Raw genomic sequence first — 21132 nt, forward strand, 5'->3', positions numbered from 1 at the left:
TTCGTTCAGCGCGTCACGGGCATCGCGACGCGGGGCTACGGCGCCACGTAGGCCGTGACGCTGTCGGACAGGCGGAGGGGCTCGCCCGCCACCTGGTCGCCGCTGGGCTGACCGATCGCGACCGTGAGGCTCTGATCGATGCCGAAGACCGCGGCGCCGGTCTGCGCTCCGCTGGCGCACCCCGCCGACCACGGGCGGTTGTCGCTCGAGGTGAAGGCGACGATGCAGCGGCCGTCGCCGTCGTCGGGCCGGGCGAGATAGATGCGGAAGTCGTCGATCGTCGCGATGTAGCGCGTGCTCGCGGCGTCGATGCCGCTGTCGCGCATGATGTCGGCCGAGATGACGTCTTCCGTCGTCTGCGGGAACGCCATCTCGGGCAGGTCGGAGACGGCCGGATCAGCGGTCGCCGCGGGCATGGCCATGCTCGACCCGATCGCGATGCCCACGCCGACCAGAGCCGCCGCGCCGACCGCGGTGAGCGTCCAGCGCAGGATGCGGCGGGGCGGGCGGTCTGCGGGGCCGGCGAGCGGGGCGCCCTCGGTCTCGACGGATGGGTTACCCGTCTCGTCGCGGGGCGGGCTCGGCCGGGCGTCCGGTGCCGCGGCATCCGGCTTCGAGACCGGGGTGGACGGGTGCGGCGGGACGTCGTCGGCCGCGGCGGGGCCCCCCGACGGCATCCGGCGCGCATCATCTTCGAGTTCGACGAGACGCGCAATCATCTCGGGGGTCGCACTGCCCCCGTCTGCGCCGTAGACGCGCTCCCGGAGTCTTCCGAGCTCGCCGTCGTCGTCCATGCCGCGACTCTACGACCCGGACGCCCCGCCCGGGGCGGTCTTGTCGAGCGCATCGGCGGCGCCCACGAGGGCGAGGTGCGAGAGTGCCTGCGGGGTGTTGCCCGCCTGTCGACCGGTCACGGGGTCGTACTCCTCGGACAGCAGGCCCAGGTCGTTGGCCACCGAGGTCAGACGGTGCATGAGGGCTTCGGCGTCGTCGCGGCGGCCACTGTGCGCGTACTGACCCACCAGCCAGAACGAGCAGGCGAGGAACGGATGCTCGTCACCGACCAGCCCGTCGACGCCGGTGGTGCGGTACCGCAGCAGCCACCCGTGGGGCATGAGCGTCTCTTCCATGCGGGCCACTGTCGCGAGCATGCGCGGGTCGTCGTAGGCGCAGAAGCCCACCTGCGGCAGCACGAGCAGCGAGGCGTCGACCTCGTCGGTGTCGAAGTGCTGGGTGAACCAGCCGCCCTGGTGCACGCCGCGTGCGTCGATCTCGGCACGCACGCGGTCGCGCATCTGTCGCCACGTGTCGAGTTCGCCGTCGAGGCCCCCCTCTTCGACGGCCCGGATGCCGCGGTCGAAGGCCGCCCAGATCATGGCGCGGGAGTGCGTGAAGAAGTGCGGATCACCCCGCATCTCCCAGATGCCGAGGTCGGGTCGGTCGACCCATTGCACCAGCTGCGCGAGGAGAGCGCGCTGCAGCGCCCACGAGAACTTCGTCTCGGCGACCCCCGCGGTGCGCGCCGCATCGAGGGCGACCATCACCTCGCCGATGACGTCCGCCTGATACTGGTCGACCGCGCCGTTGCCGATACGAACCGGGGCGGCCCCGTCGTACCCGGGCAGGCTCGAGATCTCGCGCTCGGGCAGGTCGCGTTCTCCGGCGATGCCGTACATGATCTGCACGTCGGCCGGGTCGCCGGCGATCGCCCGCAGCAACCAGTCGCGCCAGCGGTGCGCGGCGTCGAGGTAGCCGTGCTCGATGTAGGCGCTGAGGGTGAGGGCGGCGTCGCGCAGCCACACGTAGCGGTAGTCCCAGTTGCGGGAGCCGCCGAAGGCCTCGGGCAGCGAGGTGGTGGCCGCCGCCACGATGCCGCCCGTCTCGGAGTGCGTGAGCGCGCGCAGCACCATGAGCGAACGCGTGACGAGCTCGGGATGGGTGCCGGCCGCCTGCACGCGATCGGCCCACGCCGCCCACCACTCGCGCGTGCGCTCGAGGGCGGCCTCGACGTTGAAGGGCGCCGGGGCCTTCTGCCACGACGGCCCCCACATGAGCACCGAGTCGTCGCTCTCGCCCGCCGCCGTCGTCCAGCGGCCGCGGTGTGCGGTGTCGGTCGCGATCAGGCGCGGGCCGCGGATGATCACGGCGTCGGGACCGGCGACCGCGAGGATCGCGTGCTCGCCGCCCTGGCCGACCTGCTGCACCCACGGGACCGCGCGGGCGTAGTCGAAGCGCAGGCGCACCTCGCTGACGAAGTCGACCGCGCCCGCCACCCCCACGACCCGGCGGACGACGGCCTCGACGCCCTCGTCGACGGGCATGGCGTCGTAGACGTCGGCGATCCCCGTCGACGTCTCCCATCGCGTGACGAGCACGAACGTGTCTCCGTCGTAGCGGCGCGTCGACCGGGCGTCGGGGTCGGCCGGCCGCAGCGACCAGGCGCCGTGCGACTCGTCGCCGAGCAACGCGCCGAACATCGACCCGCTGTCGTACCGCGGCAGGCACAACCAGTCGATACTGCCCTGCGACGAGACGAGGGCGGCGGATCGGCAGTTGCTGAGGAGTGCGTAATCCTCGATCGGAGTCGTCACCCTCGGATTGTGACAGCAACGACCGACATCGTGGCCGAGCGTCGCGCTAGTGGCATTCATGCACCTGCTGCAAGCACCCGGGCGGTGTCGGACGACAGCGCTACGGTGACGGCATGGCCGCGGACACGACTCTGATCATCCTGGGCGCCTCGGGCGACCTCACGTCTCGCCTGCTGCTGCCGGCCCTGGGCCAGCTGCTCACGCGCGAACCCGGCCGGTCGGTGCGCCTGCACGGCGCCGGCATGGACGACTGGACCGGCGAGCACTGGCGCGAGGCGGTGAAGAAGTCATTCGAGACGACGGATGCCGCGGCGGCCTTCGACCAGGTCTCGCAGACCACCTATTCGCAGGCCGACATCACCCAGGCCGCCGACCTGCAGAAGCTCCTCGACGACGCCGAGGGCCGCCCCGCCCTCTACTTCGCCGTTCCCCCGGCGATCGCCGAGAAGGCCTGCCTGGCGCTCAGCGACGTGAAGATCCCCGAGGGCACGGTGCTCGCGCTCGAGAAGCCCTTCGGCACCGACGAGGCGAGCGCGCACCGGCTCAACCAGCAGCTGGCGAAGCTCGTCCCCGAAGACCAGGTCTTCCGCATCGACCACTTCCTCGGTCGCTCGACCGTGCTCAACCTCCTCGGGGCCCGCTTCGCGAACCGCCTCCTCGAGAGCGTGTGGTCGGCCGACGACATCGGCTCCGTCGAGATCGACTATCCCGAACCCCTCGGTCTCGAGGGTCGCGCGGGCTACTACGACGGCGCGGGCGCGCTCGTCGACATGATCCAGAGCCACCTGCTGCAGGTCATGGCCTTCGTGACGATGGAGCCCCCGGCATCCCTCAATCAACTCGATCTGCGCGACGCCACCTCGGCGGTGCTGCGCGCCACCCACGTGCGAGACGACGACCCCGTGCACAACTCCCGTCGCGCCCGCTACACCGCCGGCGACGTCGGCGATCGCCACTTCCCCTCCTACGTCGACGAACCGGGGGTCGACGCGGCGCGCGGCACCGAGACGCTCGCCGAGATGACGGTCGAGGTGCGCAACGCCCGGTGGCAGGGCGTTCCGATCACGCTGCGTTCGGGCAAGGCGCTCAGCTCGGGCCACCGCGCCATCACCGTGACGTTCAAGCCGGTGCGGCACCTGCCCGGAGGCTTCGTCGGCGAGAGCGAGCCGTCGGAGTTGGTCTTCTCTCTCGGGCCCGACACGATGAGCCTCGGCCTGAACGTCAACGGTGCCGACGACCCGCTCGAGCTGGAGCGCGTGACGTTGGCGGCCGACCTCGGCGAGGGCGCACTCAAGGCCTACGGCGAGGTGCTCTCCGGCATACTCGACGGCGATGCGATGCTCGCGGTCCGCGGCGACGCGGCCGAGCAGTGCTGGCGCATCGTGCAGCCGGTCATCGACGCGTGGCGCGCGAACGAGGTGCCGCTCGACGAGTACCCCGCGGGCACCGCAGGTCCCGCGTCGTGGAGCCAGTGACGCGGATGCCGTGAGCCCCATCCGGGCGCTCCCTGCCGCGCGTGCGCGGACTCATCGGCGACGCATAACTTCACACGGGAACACTCGGCGGCCCGTGGGCGTTCACTGGTGCGGGTCAATGGAGTCCCGGCATCGTCCCCGTTCCTCAGGAGTACCCATGTCACTCGTTCTCGACCGCACCGCCCCCACCGACGCCCCGATCCTCGACGTGCTCGCCGAGCGCTGGAGCACCCGCGTCTTCGACGCCGAGACCCCGATCGACGAAGAAGCACTGCGTTCCGCCCTCGAGGCGGCCCGCTGGACCCCCACGGGCATGAACCACCAGCCCTGGCGCATGATCCTCGCCCGCCGCGGCGGCGAGGCCCACGCCAAGGTCGTCTCGGCCCTGATGGGCTTCAACCAGGCGTGGGCGCCCGCCGCCGGTGCGCTGCTGGTCGTGCTCGCCGAGAACGAGACCGCCGAAGGAGACGCTCGCCCCTGGGCTCTCTACGACGCCGGCCAGGCCGCCGCGCACTTCACCGTGCAGGCGCACGCCGAGGGCCTCGCCACCCACCAGATGGGCGGATTCGTCGCCGACGACCTGCGCGCGGCCTTCGACATCGACCCCCGCTTCACCCCCGTGACCGTGATCGCTGTCGGCGCGCTGGGCGACATCGACGCCGCCGAAGAGGGCCTGCGTCAGCGCGAGCTCGCTCCCCGCGAGCGCCGCACCGTCGCGGAGTCGCTGCTCGTCGACGCCTGAGTCCCGGCATCCGGCACGCCTCGCGCTGCGGACTCCGCACGTCACAGGCTCGCACGAACGAAGAGGGGGGATGCCGCCACGGCATCCCCCCTCTTCCGTCTTACTCGACGATCTCGGCCTCGATCACGTCGTCGTCGTTCGGCTCATCCTCGGCGGGGCCGGTGCTCACGAGCATGAGCGAGTCGCCGTCGCTGGCCACGTCGACCCGCACGACGTCTCCATCGCGCACGGTTCCGGCGAGGATCGCCATCGCCAGGCGGTTCTGGATCTCGGTCTGGATCAGACGCCGCAGCGGACGGGCGCCGTACACCGGGTCGTAGCCGCGCTCGGCCAGCCACGACCGGGCGTCGGGGGTGACCGCGAGGCTCAGCCGGCGCTCGCGGAGCCGCTTGTGCAGCGCGTCGACGGCGAGCTCGACGATCTGTGCGAGGTCGTCCTGGCTCAGCGCCTGGAAGATCACGATGTCGTCGAGACGGTTCACGAACTCGGGCTTGAATGCCTGTCGCACGAGCGCCTGCACCTGGTCGCGCTTGGTCTCCATCGACAGGGTGGGGTCGATGAGGATCGGCGAGCCGAGGTTCGAGGTGAGGACAAGGATGACGTTGGTGAAATCGACCGTGCGGCCCTGACCGTCGGTCAGGCGACCGTCGTCCATGACCTGCAGCAGCACGTCGAACACCTCGGGGTGCGCCTTCTCGACCTCGTCGAGCAACACGACCGAGTACGGCCGACGGCGCACGGCCTCGGTCAACTGACCGCCCTGCTCATAGCCGATGTAGCCCGGAGGGGCACCCACCAGGCGCGAGACGGAGTGCTTCTCGCCGTACTCCGACATGTCGATGCGCACCATGGCGTGCTCGTCGTCGAAGAGGAAGTCGGCGAGCGACTTCGCCAGCTCGGTCTTGCCGACACCGGTCGGACCGAGGAAGAGGAACGAACCGACCGGCCGGTGCGGGTCGCTGATGCCCGCGCGGGAGCGCCGCACGGCATCCGACACCGCCTTCACCGCATCGCGCTGGCCGATCAGGCGCTTGCCGAGCTCGCGCTCGAGGTTGAGCAGCTTCTCGGTCTCGCCCTGCAGCAGGCGTCCGACCGGAATGCCCGTCCACGCCGCGATGACGGCCGCGATGTCTTCGTCGGTCACCTGTTCATTGACCATTCGACTCCCACCGGTTGCTGAGCCTGTCGAAGCATCTTCGCGCTCGGCGGTCATCAACTCGCGCTCGAGAGCGGGGATCTCGGCGTAGAGGAGTCGCGACGCGCGCTCGAGGTTGCCCTCGCGCTGCGCGCGCTCGGCATCGACGCGGGCGGCGTCGAGGCGGGTCTTCAGGTCGCCCACGCGGTTGAGCGAGGCGCGCTCGCGCTCCCACCGGGCCTGCAGCTCGTCGAGCTTGGCCTGTTCGGCGCCGAGGGTCTCGCGCAGGGTGGCGAGGCGCTCCTTCGAGGCGGCGTCCTTCTCCTTCTTCAGCGCGAGCTCTTCGAGCTTGAGGCGGTCGACGTGGCGACGCAGTTCGTCGATCTCGAGGGGCGCCGAGTCGATCTCCATGCGCAGGCGCGAGGCCGCTTCGTCGATCAGGTCGATCGCCTTGTCGGGCAGCTGACGCGAGGGGATGTACCGGTTGGAGAGCGAGGCGGCAGCGACCAGCGCGGCATCCGCGATCGCGACCTTGTGGTGCGCCTCGTAGCGCTCCTTGAGGCCGCGCAGGATCGCGACCGTGTCTTCGACCGTGGGCTCGCCGACGTACACCTGCTGGAAGCGGCGCTCGAGCGCGGCGTCCTTCTCGATGAACTCGCGGTACTCGTCGAGCGTCGTGGCGCCGATGAGCCGCAGCTCGCCGCGGGCGAGCATGGGCTTGAGCATGTTCGAGGCCGCGACCGAGCCCTCGCCGCCGCCCGCGCCCATGAGCACGTGCAGCTCGTCGATGAACGTGATGATGCGTCCGTCGGACTCGGTGATCTCTTTGAGGACGCTCTTGAGGCGCTCTTCGAACTGGCCGCGGTACATCGCGCCGGCGACGAGCGCCGAGATGTCGAGCGAGACGAGTTCTTTGTTCTTGAGGCTCTCGGCGACGTCGCCCGCGACGATGCGCTGGGCGAGGCCCTCGACGACGGCGGTCTTGCCGACGCCGGGTTCGCCGATGAGCACGGGGTTGTTCTTGGTGCGCCGGGTGAGCACCTGGCTGACGCGGCGGATCTCGCCGTCGCGCCCGATCACGGGGTCGAGCTTGCCCTGGCGAGCCCGGTCGGTGAGGTTGATGCCGAATTGCTCGAGGGCGCTACGCGCGTCCTCCTGCCCCGGCTGTTGCGTGGCGTTCATGTGGTCTCCTGGAAGTCTGTTCGCAAACTTGAGTTGCGTTGACTCAAGTTTAGCAGTGCGGCGGGCGGAGGGCAATGGATGCCGGGATGACGCCGGATACGACGGAACAGCTGTCGCGCGCGACGCCGCGGCTGTGTGCGTTCCGTCAGGATCGCTGAACGCGCTCCGCTCGCGGTGCACGCTCGAGGGGTGGATGAATCCGACAGTCGCACTATCGCCGCCGCCACCTCCTTCGAGGGGGAGAGCGAGTCGAGCGTGATCCTCGGATACAACTGACGCCGGCGGGCCACCGCCTTTCCACCCCATGCAGAAGGGCGGTGGCCCGCCGGTCACGCGCGACATCCCTCCGCCCCGCTGCGCGCGCGGCGCGACTCAGGCCGGGACGGCTTCCGGCGACACCGCGCGTTCTTCACTGCACGAGAAGCGCGCCCGATAGGCGGTCGGGGTCAGGCCCATCGTCCGGGCGAAGTTCTGCCGCAGCACCGCCGCCGAACCGAAGCCGCACTCCGCCGCGATGCGGTCGAGACCGAGGTCGGTTTCTTCGAGCAGACGCTGCGCGTGCAGCAGGCGCTGGCGAGCGAGCCAGGCCGCCGGGGTCGCGCCGAGGTCGGCCTTGAACCGGCGCGCGAAGGTCCGCGGTGACATGTGGGCGCGAGCGGCGAGCCGGTCGACCGAGAGCTCGGCATCGAGGTTTTGCAGCATCCACTCGGTCACCGGGGCGAGCGAGAGAGACATGTCGATCGGGATGGGCGACGCGATGAACTGCGCCTGTCCCCCGTCGCGCTGGGGGGCGACGACCATGCGGCGGGCGATGCGGTTGGCGAGCTCGGAACCGAGCTCCTGCCGCAGCAGGTGCAGGCACGCGTCGAGGCCCGCGGCGGTGCCGGCGCTCGTGATGATGTTGCCGGACTGCACGTAGAGCACGTCGGGATCGACCTCGATCTCGGGATACATGCGCGCCATCGTGTCGGCGTAGCGCCAGTGCGTGGTGGCCCGTTTGCCATCGAGCACTCCGGATGCCGCGATCACGAACGATCCGCTGCACACGCTCAACAGCCACGAGCCGTGGGCGTGCGCGGCGCGCACCACCTCGATCACCCGCTCGTCGACGGCTTCCCATTGCGACCGCGGGATCGGCGCGAGGACGAGGATGTCGACACCCGCCGCCGCCTCGAGACCGTGCTCGACGTTGATCGAGAAGCCGATGTTCGAGGGCACGACGCCGGGGTCGGGTGCGACGATGCGGAAGTCGAAGTTCGGAATGCCGTCATCGCTGCGGTCGAGGCCGAACGCCTCGCAGGCGAGACCGAATTCGAACGGGGCGAACCCCGGCTGGACGACGACGGCGACCGAGCGCATGCGCACCTCCGGTGTGGCAGGAATCTTACGAACGGCGTCCATCATGCCACTCGCGGGCGCAATTCCTCTAGACGTAGCTTTTCTGCCATGGCATATCTCATCGCTCTCGGCATCCTGTCCCTCATCGGCATCGTCGCGACCGTGTGGGTCGTGCGAACCGACGGCTACGGCCGCATCCCCACCGACCCCTCACGCGCCTCCCGCGCGGAACGCCCCGCCCGCGCCGCGGACCCGGTCGCCTCGGAGCCCGCGGTGAAGCGCGCCGTGGCATCGCCGACCACGGCCCCGCTGCGCGTCGTGCGCGCCGACTGAGGCCCGACGGCATCCGCCATCGGTCCGACGCCCGGGCGCCGCGTGCGTCGGCGCGGGTCAGCGGCCGGCCGCGACCGCCCGCTCGTACACCGCGACCATCGCACCCGTACGCGACGACTGGCGGAAGCGCTCGGCGATCGACGGATTCGGCACGACGGGGGTGCCGGCGGTGATGTCGGACGCCGCGCGGGCCAGCGCCTCGGCGAGGGCCGCGGTCGTGGCATCCGCCACCGTCCACGTTCCCGACCCCAGCTCGGCGGCGATGTCGGGGTCGCTGACGACCGCCGGGGTTCCGAGCGAGGCCGCCTCGAAGACGGTCATCCCCTGCGTTTCGAAGCCGATCGAGGTCTGCACCACCGCATCGGCGGCGGCCAGGCGGGCGAGGGTCTCGGGGTACGACAGGCGCCCGGCGAAGGTCACGGTCGCCCGCGGCGCGGCGCGCTCGATGAGACGCGTCGCCTTGCCGAGTTCGGCACCCCCGCCGACGACCTCGACCTCGGCGTCGATGCCCGATGCCACGACCGCCTCGAGGAAGGGGAGCAGTCGCTTCTCGGGGCTCATGCGCCCGAGCCAGATGAAGCGCGGACGCCCCTCCGCGCGCACGGCGGGCCCGGCGGCGAGGGCGGCGTCGAGCACGTCGTCGTCGATGCCGTTCCAGATCACGTCGACGCGCGAGGCGACGCCGTGGCGCTCGAGACGGCGGGCGAAGTGGCCGGAGGGAGCGGTCACCGCTCGCGACAGGCGCGCGAGCTGGTGGAGGAACGCCCACCCGTCCGTCCGCGAGCGGGCCGAAGAGGTCGAATTCTGCGCTGTGCGCCCCGACGCCGCCCGCGGCAGGGCCCGTCGCGCCCAGGCGTTCAATGCGCGCAGCACGAGGCCGGGGAACGGAGCCGTCGCCTCGATCCCCACGTCGACGCGGTTGTGCATCGTGTGCACCACCGGCAGCGCGTGCCGCGCGGCGTACCGGTGCCCGATGAAGGCTCCCCAGAAGTCGGCCTGCACGTGGACGACGTCGACCGGCAGTCGCGCGCCCATCTCGGCATCCAGGAACCGATCGGTGCGGACACCCGGCCAGGCGAGCGCGTACTCGCGATCGGGAGTGATCGCGATCGAGGGGAGGTCGAGGTACGCGGGATCGTGCGCACCCGGGCGCGGAAGACGCGGGGCGACGACGGTGACGACGTGCCCGGCGCGCTCGAGGAAACGCTTCTGCAGGCGCATCGACACCTGCGCGCCGCCGAGCGACTCCAGGTGCTGGTCGGCGAACATGACGACGTGCACGGGCTTACTCCGGCAGGGGTCGACCGCGGTACAGCGCCTCGAAGGTGTCGAGCGTGCGGGTGATGTCGTGCACGGCGACCGCGTCGAGCGACGCCTGCTGCATGCGCGTGCGCTCGTCCGGGACGGCCGTGAGCACATCGGTCAGACGTGCGGCGAGCTCGTCGGCGTCGCCCGGCTCGAACAGGTAGCCGTTCTCCCCGTCGTGCACGAGGTGCGGAAGCGCCACGGCATTGGCCGCGACGATCGGCAGACCGGATGCCATGGCCTCCATGGTCGCGATCGACTGCAGTTCCGCGATCGAGGCGATGGCGAAGACGCTGGCACGCGAGTACAGCGCGCGCAGGTCTTCTTCGGACGCGTGGCCGTGGAACGTGACCCGCGATGCCACGCCGAGCTGCTGGGCGAGCGCCTCGAGCTTGGCGCGCTGGTCGCCGCCGCCGACGATGTCGAAGCTCGCGTCGAGCGCGGGGTCGAGCTGCGAGAGGGCCTTCAGCACGACGTCAATGTGCTTCTCGGTCGTCAAGCGGCCGACGAAGAGGACGCGGTTCGCATCGCGCGGCGTCAGGTCGGGCGAATAGTTCGAGCGATCGATGCCGCACGAGATGGGGATGACACCCGAGATGTCGATCGTCGACTCGAGGAAGTCGGCGGCCTTGCGCGTCGGAGTCGTCACGGCGCGTGTCATCTTGAAGGTGCGCTCGGCGTCGGCCCACGCGAGCTTGACGAAGATGCGGTCGAGGAAGTCGGGGAGAGTGGTGAAGTCGAGGATGTTCTCGGCCATCACGTGGTTCGTCGCGACGACGGGGATGCCGCGCTTGCGCGCCTCGCGGGCGAGACCACGGCCGATGATGATGTGCGACTGGATGTGCACGACGTCGGGCTTGACCTCGTCGAGCACGACGCGGGCGTAGTGCTTGCCGCGCCACGGCAGCACGAAGGTCAGCCAGTCGTGCGGAAGGAAGCGATAGGCCGGGAGACGGTGCATCACCATCTTCTCGCCCTCGATCACCTCGGTCGCGGTGCCGGCGTTGCCGTGCCCGACGCTCGGCGCGGAGACGTGCACGTCGTGACCGCGGGCCACGAGGCCGGCGGCGAGGCGCTCGGCGAAACGCGCTGCGCCGTTGACGTGCGGCGAGAAGGTGTCGGCACCGATGAGGATGCGCAGAGGACGATCGGCGGCGGGCGCGGGGGTGTCGGCGGGCGTCGCAGGAGTGGTCACGAGGGGTGAGGCCTATCTATGCGGCGGACGGGTCGCACGGTACGGGTGTTGCGCGGTCCACCCTACCGGAGCGGCTTTCGCACTCCCGGGGACCGTCCACAGGGTAGGTCGGCGGGGGCGGAGGTCGGAGCAGCGGGTCGGTGAAGGGGGCGGCGCGGGTCGGCGGGCGAGGCCGGAGTCGGGACCCAGCCCCGGTTTGGGGCGGATTCCGCCGTTCGGGGCGGACGATTCCCGCCCCAACGTGCAGATCCCGCCCCAAACCGAGACCGCGGCAACGCCGCAGCGCGGTGGGGCGCGGCGAAGACCTGCGTGGCCGCAGTGCGGCGGGGTGAGTCCAACCACGGTTTGGGGCGGATTCCGCCGTTCGGGGCGGACAATTCCCGCCCCAACGTGCAGATCCCGCCCCAAACCGAGACCGCGGCAACAGGGCGGCCCCCGCGGCACCGCGCGCCCGAGCACGACGACGCCCGCCCGGCGCGGGGCCGAGCGGGCGTGGTCGTGCTGTGCGGCGGGGCGGTCAGCCCTCGCCGTCGAGGCGTCGGTCGGGCAGGGGTGAGCCCTGTGCCGGGCGCGGCGGGCCGTCGACACCCGCGGCCGCCGGAACCTCGGATGCCGCGACCGCCATCGCCGACACCACCACGGCATCGTCGTTCGCCGGGGCGTGCTGCGGGTCGGCGGCGCGCTGCGCCTCGACCTCGACCTCATCGAGGTCGGATGCCGCCTGCTCGAACTGCGAGCGGTACAGGCGGTAGTACGCGCCCTCGACCGCGATGAGCTCGTCGTGCGTGCCCTTCTCGACGATGTCGCCGTGCTCCATCACGAGGATGAGGTCGGCGTCGCGGATCGTCGACAGGCGGTGCGCGATCACGAACGAGGTGCGTCCCTCGCGCAGCGCCGCCATCGCCTGCTGCAGCAGCAGCTCGGTGCGGGTGTCGACCGACGAGGTGGCCTCGTCGAGGATCAGCACCGAGGGCCGGGCGACGAACGCCCGCGCGATCGTGATCAACTGCTTCTCGCCCGCCGAGACGTTGGCGGCGTCTTCGTCGAGCACGGTGTCGTAGCCCTCGGGCAGCGAGTGCACGAACTGGTCGACGCGCGTGGCGACGGCGGCCTCGACGATCTCGTCGTCGGTCGCGCTCTCGCGCCCGTAGCGGATGTTGTCGCGGATGGACCCCGCGAACAGCCACGGGTCTTGCAGCACCATGCCGGTGCGCGAGCGCACGTCGTCGCGGCGCAGTTCGGCGATGTCCTGCCCGTCGAGCAGGATGCGCCCGCCGTCGAGCTCGTAGAACCGCATGATCAGGTTCACCAGCGTCGTCTTTCCGGCACCGGTGGGTCCCACGATCGCGACCGTCTGGCCGGGCTCGACGCGGAACGACAGGTCGGTGATCAGCGGGCGGTCGGGCGAGTACGAGAACCGCACGTTCTGGAACTCGATGACCCCGCGACCCTCGGTGTGGGTCGGGGCGTCATCGGCATCCGGTTCCTGCTCTTCGGCGTCGAGGAGTGCGAAGACCCGCTCGGCGGAGGCGGTGCCCGATTGGACCACCGCGGCCATGCCACCCAGCTGCGACAGCGGCTGCGTGAACTGCTGCGAGTACTGGATGAAGGCCTGCACGTCGCCGAGGCGGATCTGGCCACCGGCCACCATGAGACCACCGAGCACCGCGATGCCGACGTACGTGAGGTTTCCGACGAACATCATGCCGGGCATGATCATGCCGGAGAGGAACTGCGCCTTGAAGCTGGCCTGGTAGAGCTCCTCGTTCTCGGCCTCGAACTTCTCGCGCGCGTCCTTCTCGCGGCCGTAGACCTTGACCAGCGCGTGGCCCGAGAACGACTCCTCGACGCGGGCGTTGAGGCGGCCGACCTTCTTCCACTGCTCGCCGAACGCCTTCTGCGACTTCGGTCCGATGACGCCGAAGATCACCGCCATGAGCGGCAGCGAGACGAGGGCGACGAGAGCGAGCTGCCACGAGATCGTGAACATCATGATGAGCACACCGACGACGGTGAGCACCGACGTGAGCGCGCTGGAGAGCGACTGCTGCATCGTCTGCGTGATGTTGTCGATGTCGTTGGTGACCCGGGAGATCAGTTCTCCGCGCTGCACGCGGTCGAAGTACGACAGGGGCAGACGGTTGATCTTGGCCTCGACGTCTTCGCGCAGGCGCCACATGGTGCGGACCATGATGACGTTGATGACGTAGCCCTGGATCCACGACAGCAGCGACGAGCCGACGTAGATCGCGAGCACCGTCACGATCACGACGCGCAGGGCGTCGAAGTCGACGCCGGCGCCGACGGAGAAGTTGCCCATCGCGCCGACGATGTTGGCGATGTCGTTCTGCCCCGCGGCCTGCAGGGCGTCGACGACCTCGGCCTGCGAGGTGCCGGCGGGGAACTGCTGAGCGAGTCCCCTCGAGACCACGCCTTCGAAGATGATGTTGGTCGCGTCTCCGAGCACGCGAGGAGCGAGCACGGCGAGCACGACGCCGATCGCGCCGAGGATCGACACGAACACGAAAGCGGCGGCGTACGGCCGGAGGAGGCCGATGAGGCGCCGGAAGCTCGGCCCGAAGTTCGAGGCCTTGCCGGGCGCGACGCTGGCCCAGCTGCCGGAGTTCAGGCGCGCCTGCTCGGCGAGCTCGAGTTCGGCGCGTTCTTCTTCGGTGAGGGCGTCTGCGGTGCTCATGCCTCGACCCCCAGCTGCGACTCGACGATCTCGCGGTAGGTGGCGCTGGTGGCCAGCAGCTCGTCGTGCGTGCCGAGGCCGGCCATGCGGCCGTCTTCGAGCACCATGATGCGGTCGGCGCCCGTGATGGTCGACACGCGCTGCGCGACGACGATCTTCGTCACCTCGGGGAGCTCGCGCCACAGGGCTTGTCGCAATCGAGCGTCGGTGCTCAGGTCGAGCGCCGAGAACGAGTCGTCGAAGACCAGCACGGCCGGCCGGTGGACGATCGCCCGCGCGATGGCGAGGCGCTGGCGCTGGCCGCCCGAGACGTTCGTTCCGCCCTGGGCGATGCGCCCCTCGAGCTTTCCGTCCATCGCTTCGACGAAGTCGCGACCCTGCGCGATCTCGAGGGCGTGCCACAGCTCGTCGTCGGTGGCCTCTTCGCGACCGAAACGCAGGTTGGATGCCACCGTGCCGCTGAACAGGAACGGACGCTGCGGTACGAGACCGATGCTCTTCCACAGCACGTCGAGGTCGGCCTCGCGAACGTCGACTCCGCCGACGCGCACGGCGCCGGAGGTCACGTCGAACAGCCGCGGGATGAGCGAGACGAGGGTCGTCTTGCCGGCGCCGGTCGAGCCGACGATCGCGACGGTCTCGCCGGGGCGCGCCGTGAAGCTGATACCCGAGACGACCGGCGACTCGGCGCCCGGATAGGCGAAGGCGACGTCGTCGAACTCGACCGCACCCGGTTCGGGCAGGCGCTCGACGGGGTTCGCCGGACGCTCGAGAGTCGAGCGGCTGTCGAGCACCTCGCCGATGCGTTCGGCCGAGACCGCGGCGCGAGGAATCATCACCGTCATGAAGCTGGCCATCAGCACGCCGCCGAGGATCTGCGCGACGTACTGGATGAAGGCGAACAGGGTGCCGATCTCGACCCCGCCGGCGTCGACCTGGATGCCCCCGAACCAGATGACGCCCACCACGGTGACGTTGAGCACGAGCATCGCGAGGGGGAACAGCAGCACGAAGAGCGAGCCAACCTTGCGACCGACGACGAGGATGTCGGTGTTGGCCTCTCGGAAGCGCTCTTCTTCGATGCGCTCGCGCACGAAGGCGCGCACGACGCGCACGCCGGTGAGCTGCTCGCGCATGACGCGGTTCACGCCGTCGAGCTTGGTCTGGTAGCTGCGGAACAACGGGACCATGCGCGCGATGATGAGGCCGGCGGCGATGACCAGCACGGGCACGGCCACCGCGATGAGCCAGCTGAGTCCGACGTCTTGCTGCAGCGCCATGATGATGCCGCCGATGGCCAGCAGCGGGGCGCTGACGAGCATGGTGGCGCCCATCATCGCGAGCATCTGCACCTGCTGCACGTCGTTGGTGTTGCGGGTGATCAGCGACCCCGCGCCGAACTGCGACAGCTCGCGCTCGGAGAAGCCGCTGACGCGCTCGAAGACATCGAGGCGGATGTCGCGGCCGGCGGCCATCGCCGCCCGCGCGGCGAAATACGTGGCGATCACGGATGCCACGATCTGCCCGAGCGAGATGACGAGCATGAGCCCGCCGCGCGACCAGATGAAGCCGGTGTCGCCCTGGGCGACGCCGAGGTTGATGATGTCGGCGTTCAGACGCGGCAGGTACAGCGTCGCGACCGCGGACGCGGCCTGGAAGACGAGGATGGCGACCAGCAGCCAGCGATAGCGCGAGAGGTAACGGATGAGGAGTTTGCCGAGCACGAGGCCCTCCGAGAGATCGACGCGGTCGCGATGACCGCGGACTACAGCCTGGCACCGACCTCCGACATCGGCGACCCCTCCAGCCGTGGGAGCGTTCTCCCGTCGCGAACGCGGTCGATCGGCATCCGTCTCCCAGGCCCCGGATCGTAGGCTGAGCGCATGTCTCGACTGCAGGCCGACGCTCCCGCCGACCTCTGGGTGCCCGTGACCGGTTCCCTCGGATTCCGCGGCCGCCGCCACCGTAAGGCGGCGATCGGAATGCTGCTCAGCCAGGCCAATCAGGCCGCCGGCGCTGCGCCCCGCCCCGGCGGCGGGGCTTTCGCGTGGATCCTGAGCCAGGCGGCGCCGCTGCTCATGCGCCGCGCGGGCGGGCGCGTGCTTGTGTGGGTATGGAAGAGCGACCCCGAACTGCTCGTCGTCATGGCGCAGCTGCAGGAGGCCACACCGCAGCTGCGCACGGCGCGGGCGATGATGCCGATGGAGTACGACGACACCGAGTCGTTCCGCAATCCGCACCTCGGCGTCGGCGAGAAGCTCGCGATGCCCCTGCCGAGCGATCCGAAGACGCCGCCGTTCGCCACGTACACGTGGGACACCGGCTCGCACTTCGTGACCGTCACCGCCGTGTGCTCGGACCGCCAGCGCTTCGGCACGGTCATCGACGCGGTGGATGCCGTGGCACGCACGATCCGTGTGGTCGACGATCTTCAGCTAGGCGAGGCGCCGACCGTGCTGCGGATCGATCCGGCCTGACGCGAGAGACGTGGCTGAGCCCGTCGAAGCGCCGCGCGCCCGCGGCATCCGGGTCCCTTCGACAAGCTCAGGGACCTCTACGCGCTCAGGGACCTCTACGCGCTCAGGGACCTCGACCCGTTGAGGGACCTCCGCCGGGTCGGGTCAGTCGTCGTGCATGTCGCGCGGACGCCACAGCACGATGTCGGTGGCACGGCGCACGCGCGCCCCATGGCGCAGCGTGACGACCGAACCGGTGGCGCCGGCCGCGAAGACGCGGGCGCCGGGACGCGACTGGCGCTCGATCGTGAGCTGACGCTCGAGGTCGTTCACGCGGCGCGCGAGCTCGTGAACCCGCTCCTCGAGCGCCAGCAGACGTGCGATGGCGGGAAGGCTCATGCCCTCACCCGACAGGCGCGCGACCTCGCGCAGCTGCTGCACGTGACGGCTCGAGTAACGCCGCGAACCGCCCTGCGTGCGTGCGGGTACGACGAGGCCGAGCCTGTCGTATTGCCGCAGCGTCTGCGGGTGCATGTTCGACAGCTCGGCGGCTGCGGCGATGGCGAAGATCGGGGCGTCTTCGTCGATCTCTCTTTCGGACACGTCTTCACCTCTTCCGTCGTGCCGGGTGCGGTGCCGGGTTCTCGGCATCCTGTCGTATCGGATGCCGAGAACCTCGGCGACTCGCGTGTGTTTATCGCGCCTTCGACATCAGGTCGGCGCGGGGGTTCTCTTTCGGTTCGAGCTCATGGAAACGCTCGAGGGCTTCGCGCGCCGCGTCGTCGAGGTGGGCAGGCACCGCGACCTGGACCTCGGCGAGCAGGTCGCCGGTGCCCTTCGTGGTCGAGATTCCGCGACCCTTGACGCGGAGCACGCGCCCCGACGGGGTGCCGGGGGCCACGCGCAGACGCACGGGGTCTCCCCCGAGCGTCGGCACTTCGATCGTCGCACCCAGTGCCGCCTCGGTGAAGGTGACGGGCACGGTGATGCGCAGGTTGAGTCCGTCACGCGTGAAGACCGGGTGGGGACGCACGGCCACGGTCACGACGATGTCGCCGCTCTCGCCGCCGTCGGGCGACTTGCGCCCGCGGCCCCGCAGCCGGATCTTCTGCCCGTCGGACACACCGGCGGGGATCTTCACCTTGAAGGGCACGTTGTCTTCACCCGCGAGGGTGATGGTCTCTCCCTTTGCCGCGGTGACGAAGTCGATCGTCGTGCGCGCGGTGACGTCGGAGCCCTTCTGAGGCCCGCCGAAGCCGCGGAATCCGCCGGTCGTCTGACCGAACCGGCCGGAACCGAAGCCCCCGCCCTGCTGATCGAACATCGTGAAGAAGTCGTCGAAGCCGCCCGACGGCGCCTGCCGGCCCTGTCCGAACCGACTGAAGACGTCGTCGAAACCGCCACCCGCCCCGGCCCCGGGAGCCGAGAAGCGCGCCCCCGAGCCCATGGCCCGGATCTGGTCGTACTCCTCGCGCTGCTCGGGGTCGTTGAGCACCGAGTAGGCCTCGCTGATCTCCTTGAACTTCGCTTCGGCCTTCGCGTCTCCCGGGTTCGAGTCGGGGTGGTACTGGCGCGCGAGCTTGCGATACGTCTTCTTCAGATCGGCAGCGCTGACGCTCTTGTCGACACCGAGGACTTTGTAGAAGTCCTTGTCGAACCAGTCCTGACTCGCCATAGCTCCCCTTAGGTCCCTGAGCCTGTCGAAGGGTCGGCCGGCACGGCGACGACGACCTTGGCCGGTCGCAGTTCGACCGAACCGAGGCGGTAGCCGACCTCGACGACCTCGAGGATCGTGGTCTCGGTCACGCCGGGAGTCGGGGCCTGGAAGATTGCCTCGTGCTGCTGCGGGTCGAACACGTCGCCCACGGCGCCGTACGACACCACACCGAGGCGCTCGGCCACGGCGCGCACCTTGTCGCCGATCGCGGAGAGGGGGCTGCCCTCGACGAGGTCACCGTGCTTGGCGGCGCGGTCGAGGTCGTCCATGACGGGCAACAGGCCCTTCACGGCCTCGCCCTTGGCGCGCTCGATCTCGCGCTCGCGCTGCTCCTCGGTGCGCCGACGGTAGTTGGCGTACTCGGCCTGCAGACGCTTGAGGTCGATCAGCAGCGAGGCCTCCTTGTCGGAGGCTCCTTCTGCGGCCGCCTCGGGCGTCTGCTCGGCGCCGAGGATGTCGTCGATGGTCAAGCCATCGGCATCCGATTCCGAAGACTCAGGCTGGTCGCCCGACGGCGCGGGGCCGGAGGTGTTCTCCTCCGGCCCCGTCTCGTCAGGACCGGCGCCCGAGCCCGTGGGCTGTTCGTCGTCCTTGTGTGCCATGGTCTCCGCTTACTTCTTCTCGTCGGGGTTCTCGTCGTCGACGACCTCGGCGTCGATGACGTCTTCCTCGGGGTTCGGCGTCTCACCGTTGCCGGGCTGGCCCACGTTGGGGTCGGCGGGCTCGCCGGCGGCCTGCGAAGAGGCGTAGATGGCCTCGCCGAGCTTGCCCTGGCTGGCGTTCAGCTTGTCGAACGCGGTCTTGACCGCGTCGTCGTCGTCACCGGCGAGAGCCGTCTTGAGCGCGTCGACGTCGCCCTGCACCTCGGTCTTGACCTCGGCGGGGAGCTTGTCGTCGTTCTCCTTGATGAGCTTCTCGATCGAGTACGACAAGGTCTCGGCCTGGTTGCGGGTCTCGGCGGACTCGCGGCGCTTCTTGTCGTCGGCCGCGTTCTCTTCGGCCTCGCGCACCATGCGCTCGATGTCCTCCTTGGGCAGCGACGAGCCGCCCGTGATGGTCATCGACTGCTCCTTGCCGGTGCCCTTGTCCTTCGCCGAGACGTGCACGATGCCGTTGGCGTCGATGTCGAAGGTGACCTCCACCTGCGGGATGCCGCGGGGAGCCGGCGCGATGCCGGTGAGCTCGAAGGTGCCGAGCGGCTTGTTGTCGCGGGTGAACTCGCGCTCGCCCTGGAAGACCTGGATCGCGACCGACGGCTGGTTGTCGTCGGCGGTGGTGAAGGTCTCGCTGCGCTTGGTCGGGATGGCCGTGTTGCGCTCGATGAGCTTGGTCATGATGCCGCCCTTGGTCTCGATGCCGAGGCTCAGGGGGGTGACGTCGATGAGCAGGACGTCCTTGCGCTCACCCTTGAGGACACCGGCCTGCAGGGCTGCGCCCACGGCCACGACCTCGTCGGGGTTCACGCCCTTGTTGGCGTCCTTGCCGGTCTCCTTCTTGACCAGCTCGGCGACCGCGGGCATGCGGGTCGAGCCGCCGACGAGCACCACGTGGGCGATGTCGTCGACCTTGACGCCGGCCTCGCGGATGACGTCGGAGAAGGGCTTGCGGGTGCGGTCGAGGAGGTCTTTGGTGAGGTCCTCGAACTTGGCGCGCGTGAGGGTCTCGCTGAGCGAGACGGGGCCCGTGTCGGTGAGCGACAGGTACGGCAGGTTGATGCTGGTCGAGGTCGAGCTCGACAGCTCCTTCTTGGCCTGCTCGGCCGCTTCCTTCAGACGCTGCAGGGCGATCTTGTCGGCCGAGACGTCGACGCCGGTCGTGTCCTTGAACTGCTTGATGAGGTAGTCGACGACGCGCTGGTCCCAGTCGTCTCCACCGAGGCGGTTGTCACCCGAGGTGGCGCGCACCTGGATCGTGGAGAAGTCGTCGTCCTTGCCCACCTCGAGCAGCGAGACGTCGAAGGTTCCACCACCGAGGTCGAAGACGAGGATGAGCTCGTCTTCCTTGCCCTTGTCGAGGCCGTACGCGAGGGCCGCGGCGGTGGGCTCGTTGATGATGCGCAGCACGTTGAGGCCCGCGATCTCACCGGCCTCCTTGGTGGCCTGACGCTCGGCGTCGTTGAAGTACGCGGGGACGGTGATGACCGCGTCGGTCACGCTGTCGCCGAGGTACTCCTCGGCGTCGCGCTTGAGCTTCTGCAGGATGCGGGCCGAGATCTCCTGCGGCGTCCACTTCTTGCCGTCGACGTCGAAGCTCCAGGTGGTGCCCATGTGGCGCTTCACGCTGGAGATGGTGCGGTCGACGTTGGTGACGGCCTGGCGCTTGGCGGTCTCGCCGACGAGCACCTCGCCGTCCTTCGTGTACGCGACGACCGAGGGGGTCGTACGGAAACCCTCGGCGTTGGCGATGACCTTGGGCTCGCCACCCTCGAGCACGCTCACGACGGAGTTGGTCGTACCGAGGTCGATTCCCACTGCACGGGGCATATGTGTCTCCTTGCTTGTGAGCACGGCCGTTGCCGCACTCGGGGTTCTGGTGAAAGTCTCTGCGCGGGTTGAGCCGCGATGACTCAAGGTTATCCGACCCCCTCCGCGAGGTCAAGGCGACTTGATATGAATTGGCTCAACTTCCGGATGCCGATGGGCGCGGTCACCCTGCGCGTCCAGCCCCGCGCGGCCCAGGCGATCCCGGGCGGCCCCGCGCTGCCCCGGTGTTTCGGCATCCCTCCACCCATGTCCCGATCTGTGCAGACCATGTCCCGATCTACGCAAACCATGTCCCAAAAATGGCGGCCCGAGCGGCCCCCAGGCAGCCAAAAGTGGGACATGGTCGGAAAAGACCGGAGCGGTCACCCCCGCCCACCCATGTCCCCATCTGGGCAGACCACGTCCCAAAAATGGCGGCTCAGGCGGCCCCCAGGTAACCAAAAGTGGGACATGGCTCGCGCAAAACGCACCCGCCACCACACCCG

The 21132-nt window shown here is 69.9% G+C and carries 16 protein-coding genes; 4 read left to right on the forward strand and 12 right to left on the reverse strand.

What is annotated here, in order from left to right:
• Positions 1 to 35 precede the first annotated feature (35 nt).
• Together LPW41_RS00340 and LPW41_RS00345 are read right to left on the reverse strand one after the other, a co-directional pair.
• Positions 36 to 794, reverse strand: a complete 759-nt coding sequence (locus LPW41_RS00340; protein WP_230703831.1) for a hypothetical protein — start codon at positions 792 to 794, stop codon at positions 36 to 38.
• Positions 795 to 803: 9 nt separating this feature from the next.
• Complete coding sequence (locus tag LPW41_RS00345) at positions 804 to 2591, reverse strand: glycoside hydrolase family 15 protein (RefSeq protein ID WP_230703832.1); 1788 nt, start codon at positions 2589 to 2591, stop codon at positions 804 to 806.
• Between the two features lie 113 nt (positions 2592 to 2704).
• Between LPW41_RS00345 and LPW41_RS00350 the strand changes: the two genes are divergently transcribed.
• Positions 2705 to 4066 carry a glucose-6-phosphate dehydrogenase gene (locus LPW41_RS00350; RefSeq protein ID WP_230703833.1) on the forward strand — a complete coding sequence of 454 codons (1362 nt, stop codon included), beginning with the start codon at positions 2705 to 2707 and terminating at the stop codon, positions 4064 to 4066.
• Positions 4067 to 4223: 157 nt separating this feature from the next.
• Positions 4224 to 4808 carry a nitroreductase family protein gene (locus LPW41_RS00355; RefSeq protein WP_144831470.1) on the forward strand — a complete coding sequence of 195 codons (585 nt, stop codon included), beginning with the start codon at positions 4224 to 4226 and terminating at the stop codon, positions 4806 to 4808.
• A gap of 100 nt (positions 4809 to 4908) precedes the next feature.
• On the opposite strand, the gene LPW41_RS00360 is transcribed toward LPW41_RS00355, so the two are convergent.
• Together LPW41_RS00360 and LPW41_RS00365 are read right to left on the reverse strand one after the other, a co-directional pair.
• Positions 4909 to 7125, reverse strand: a complete 2217-nt coding sequence (locus LPW41_RS00360) for an ATP-dependent Clp protease ATP-binding subunit (protein ID WP_230703834.1) — start codon at positions 7123 to 7125, stop codon at positions 4909 to 4911.
• Between the two features lie 372 nt (positions 7126 to 7497).
• Entirely contained in the window at positions 7498 to 8484 is a 987-nt protein-coding gene (locus LPW41_RS00365; protein ID WP_154097126.1) for a GlxA family transcriptional regulator, read from the reverse strand.
• Positions 8485 to 8571: 87 nt separating this feature from the next.
• Between LPW41_RS00365 and LPW41_RS00370 the strand changes: the two genes are divergently transcribed.
• Complete coding sequence (locus LPW41_RS00370) at positions 8572 to 8796, forward strand: hypothetical protein (protein ID WP_154097125.1); 225 nt, start codon at positions 8572 to 8574, stop codon at positions 8794 to 8796.
• A gap of 57 nt (positions 8797 to 8853) precedes the next feature.
• On the opposite strand, the gene LPW41_RS00375 is transcribed toward LPW41_RS00370, so the two are convergent.
• The 4 genes from LPW41_RS00375 to LPW41_RS00390 form a co-directional block, all read right to left on the reverse strand.
• Complete coding sequence (locus tag LPW41_RS00375; RefSeq protein WP_230703835.1) at positions 8854 to 10077, reverse strand: glycosyltransferase; 1224 nt, start codon at positions 10075 to 10077, stop codon at positions 8854 to 8856.
• A 4-nt stretch (positions 10078 to 10081) separates the two neighbouring features.
• On the reverse strand, positions 10082 to 11296 hold the full coding sequence (locus tag LPW41_RS00380) for a glycosyltransferase (protein WP_230703836.1): 1215 nt from the start codon (positions 11294 to 11296) through the stop codon (positions 10082 to 10084).
• Between the two features lie 517 nt (positions 11297 to 11813).
• Positions 11814 to 13991, reverse strand: a complete 2178-nt coding sequence (locus LPW41_RS00385) for an ABC transporter ATP-binding protein (RefSeq protein WP_230703837.1) — start codon at positions 13989 to 13991, stop codon at positions 11814 to 11816.
• Positions 13988 to 15715, reverse strand: a complete 1728-nt coding sequence (locus LPW41_RS00390; RefSeq protein WP_144831455.1) for an ABC transporter ATP-binding protein — start codon at positions 15713 to 15715, stop codon at positions 13988 to 13990. Before LPW41_RS00390 ends, LPW41_RS00385 begins: the two co-directional genes overlap by 4 nt.
• Positions 15716 to 15874: 159 nt before the next feature.
• Between LPW41_RS00390 and LPW41_RS00395 the strand changes: the two genes are divergently transcribed.
• Positions 15875 to 16468 carry a hypothetical protein gene (locus LPW41_RS00395; RefSeq protein ID WP_144831452.1) on the forward strand — a complete coding sequence of 198 codons (594 nt, stop codon included), beginning with the start codon at positions 15875 to 15877 and terminating at the stop codon, positions 16466 to 16468.
• A gap of 144 nt (positions 16469 to 16612) precedes the next feature.
• Here LPW41_RS00395 and LPW41_RS00400 read toward each other — a convergent pair whose 3' ends face one another.
• From LPW41_RS00400 to dnaK, 4 genes are all read right to left on the reverse strand, one after another.
• Positions 16613 to 17050 (reverse strand): heat shock protein transcriptional repressor HspR, encoded by a 438-nt coding sequence (locus LPW41_RS00400; RefSeq protein ID WP_144783965.1) that lies wholly within the window; start codon positions 17048 to 17050, stop codon positions 16613 to 16615.
• A gap of 91 nt (positions 17051 to 17141) precedes the next feature.
• Positions 17142 to 18122: a DnaJ C-terminal domain-containing protein gene (locus tag LPW41_RS00405; protein WP_144831449.1), complete on the reverse strand. Its 981-nt coding sequence runs from the start codon at positions 18120 to 18122 to the stop codon at positions 17142 to 17144.
• Positions 18123 to 18130: 8 nt separating this feature from the next.
• Complete coding sequence (locus LPW41_RS00410; RefSeq protein WP_144831446.1) at positions 18131 to 18766, reverse strand: nucleotide exchange factor GrpE; 636 nt, start codon at positions 18764 to 18766, stop codon at positions 18131 to 18133.
• A 9-nt stretch (positions 18767 to 18775) separates the two neighbouring features.
• On the reverse strand, positions 18776 to 20647 hold the full coding sequence (dnaK, locus tag LPW41_RS00415; protein WP_230703838.1) for a molecular chaperone DnaK: 1872 nt from the start codon (positions 20645 to 20647) through the stop codon (positions 18776 to 18778).
• Positions 20648 to 21132 lie beyond the last annotated feature (485 nt).

This window comes from Microbacterium sp. JC 701 (assembly GCF_021026215.1).
GTDB lineage: Bacteria > Actinomycetota > Actinomycetes > Actinomycetales > Microbacteriaceae > Microbacterium > Microbacterium algihabitans.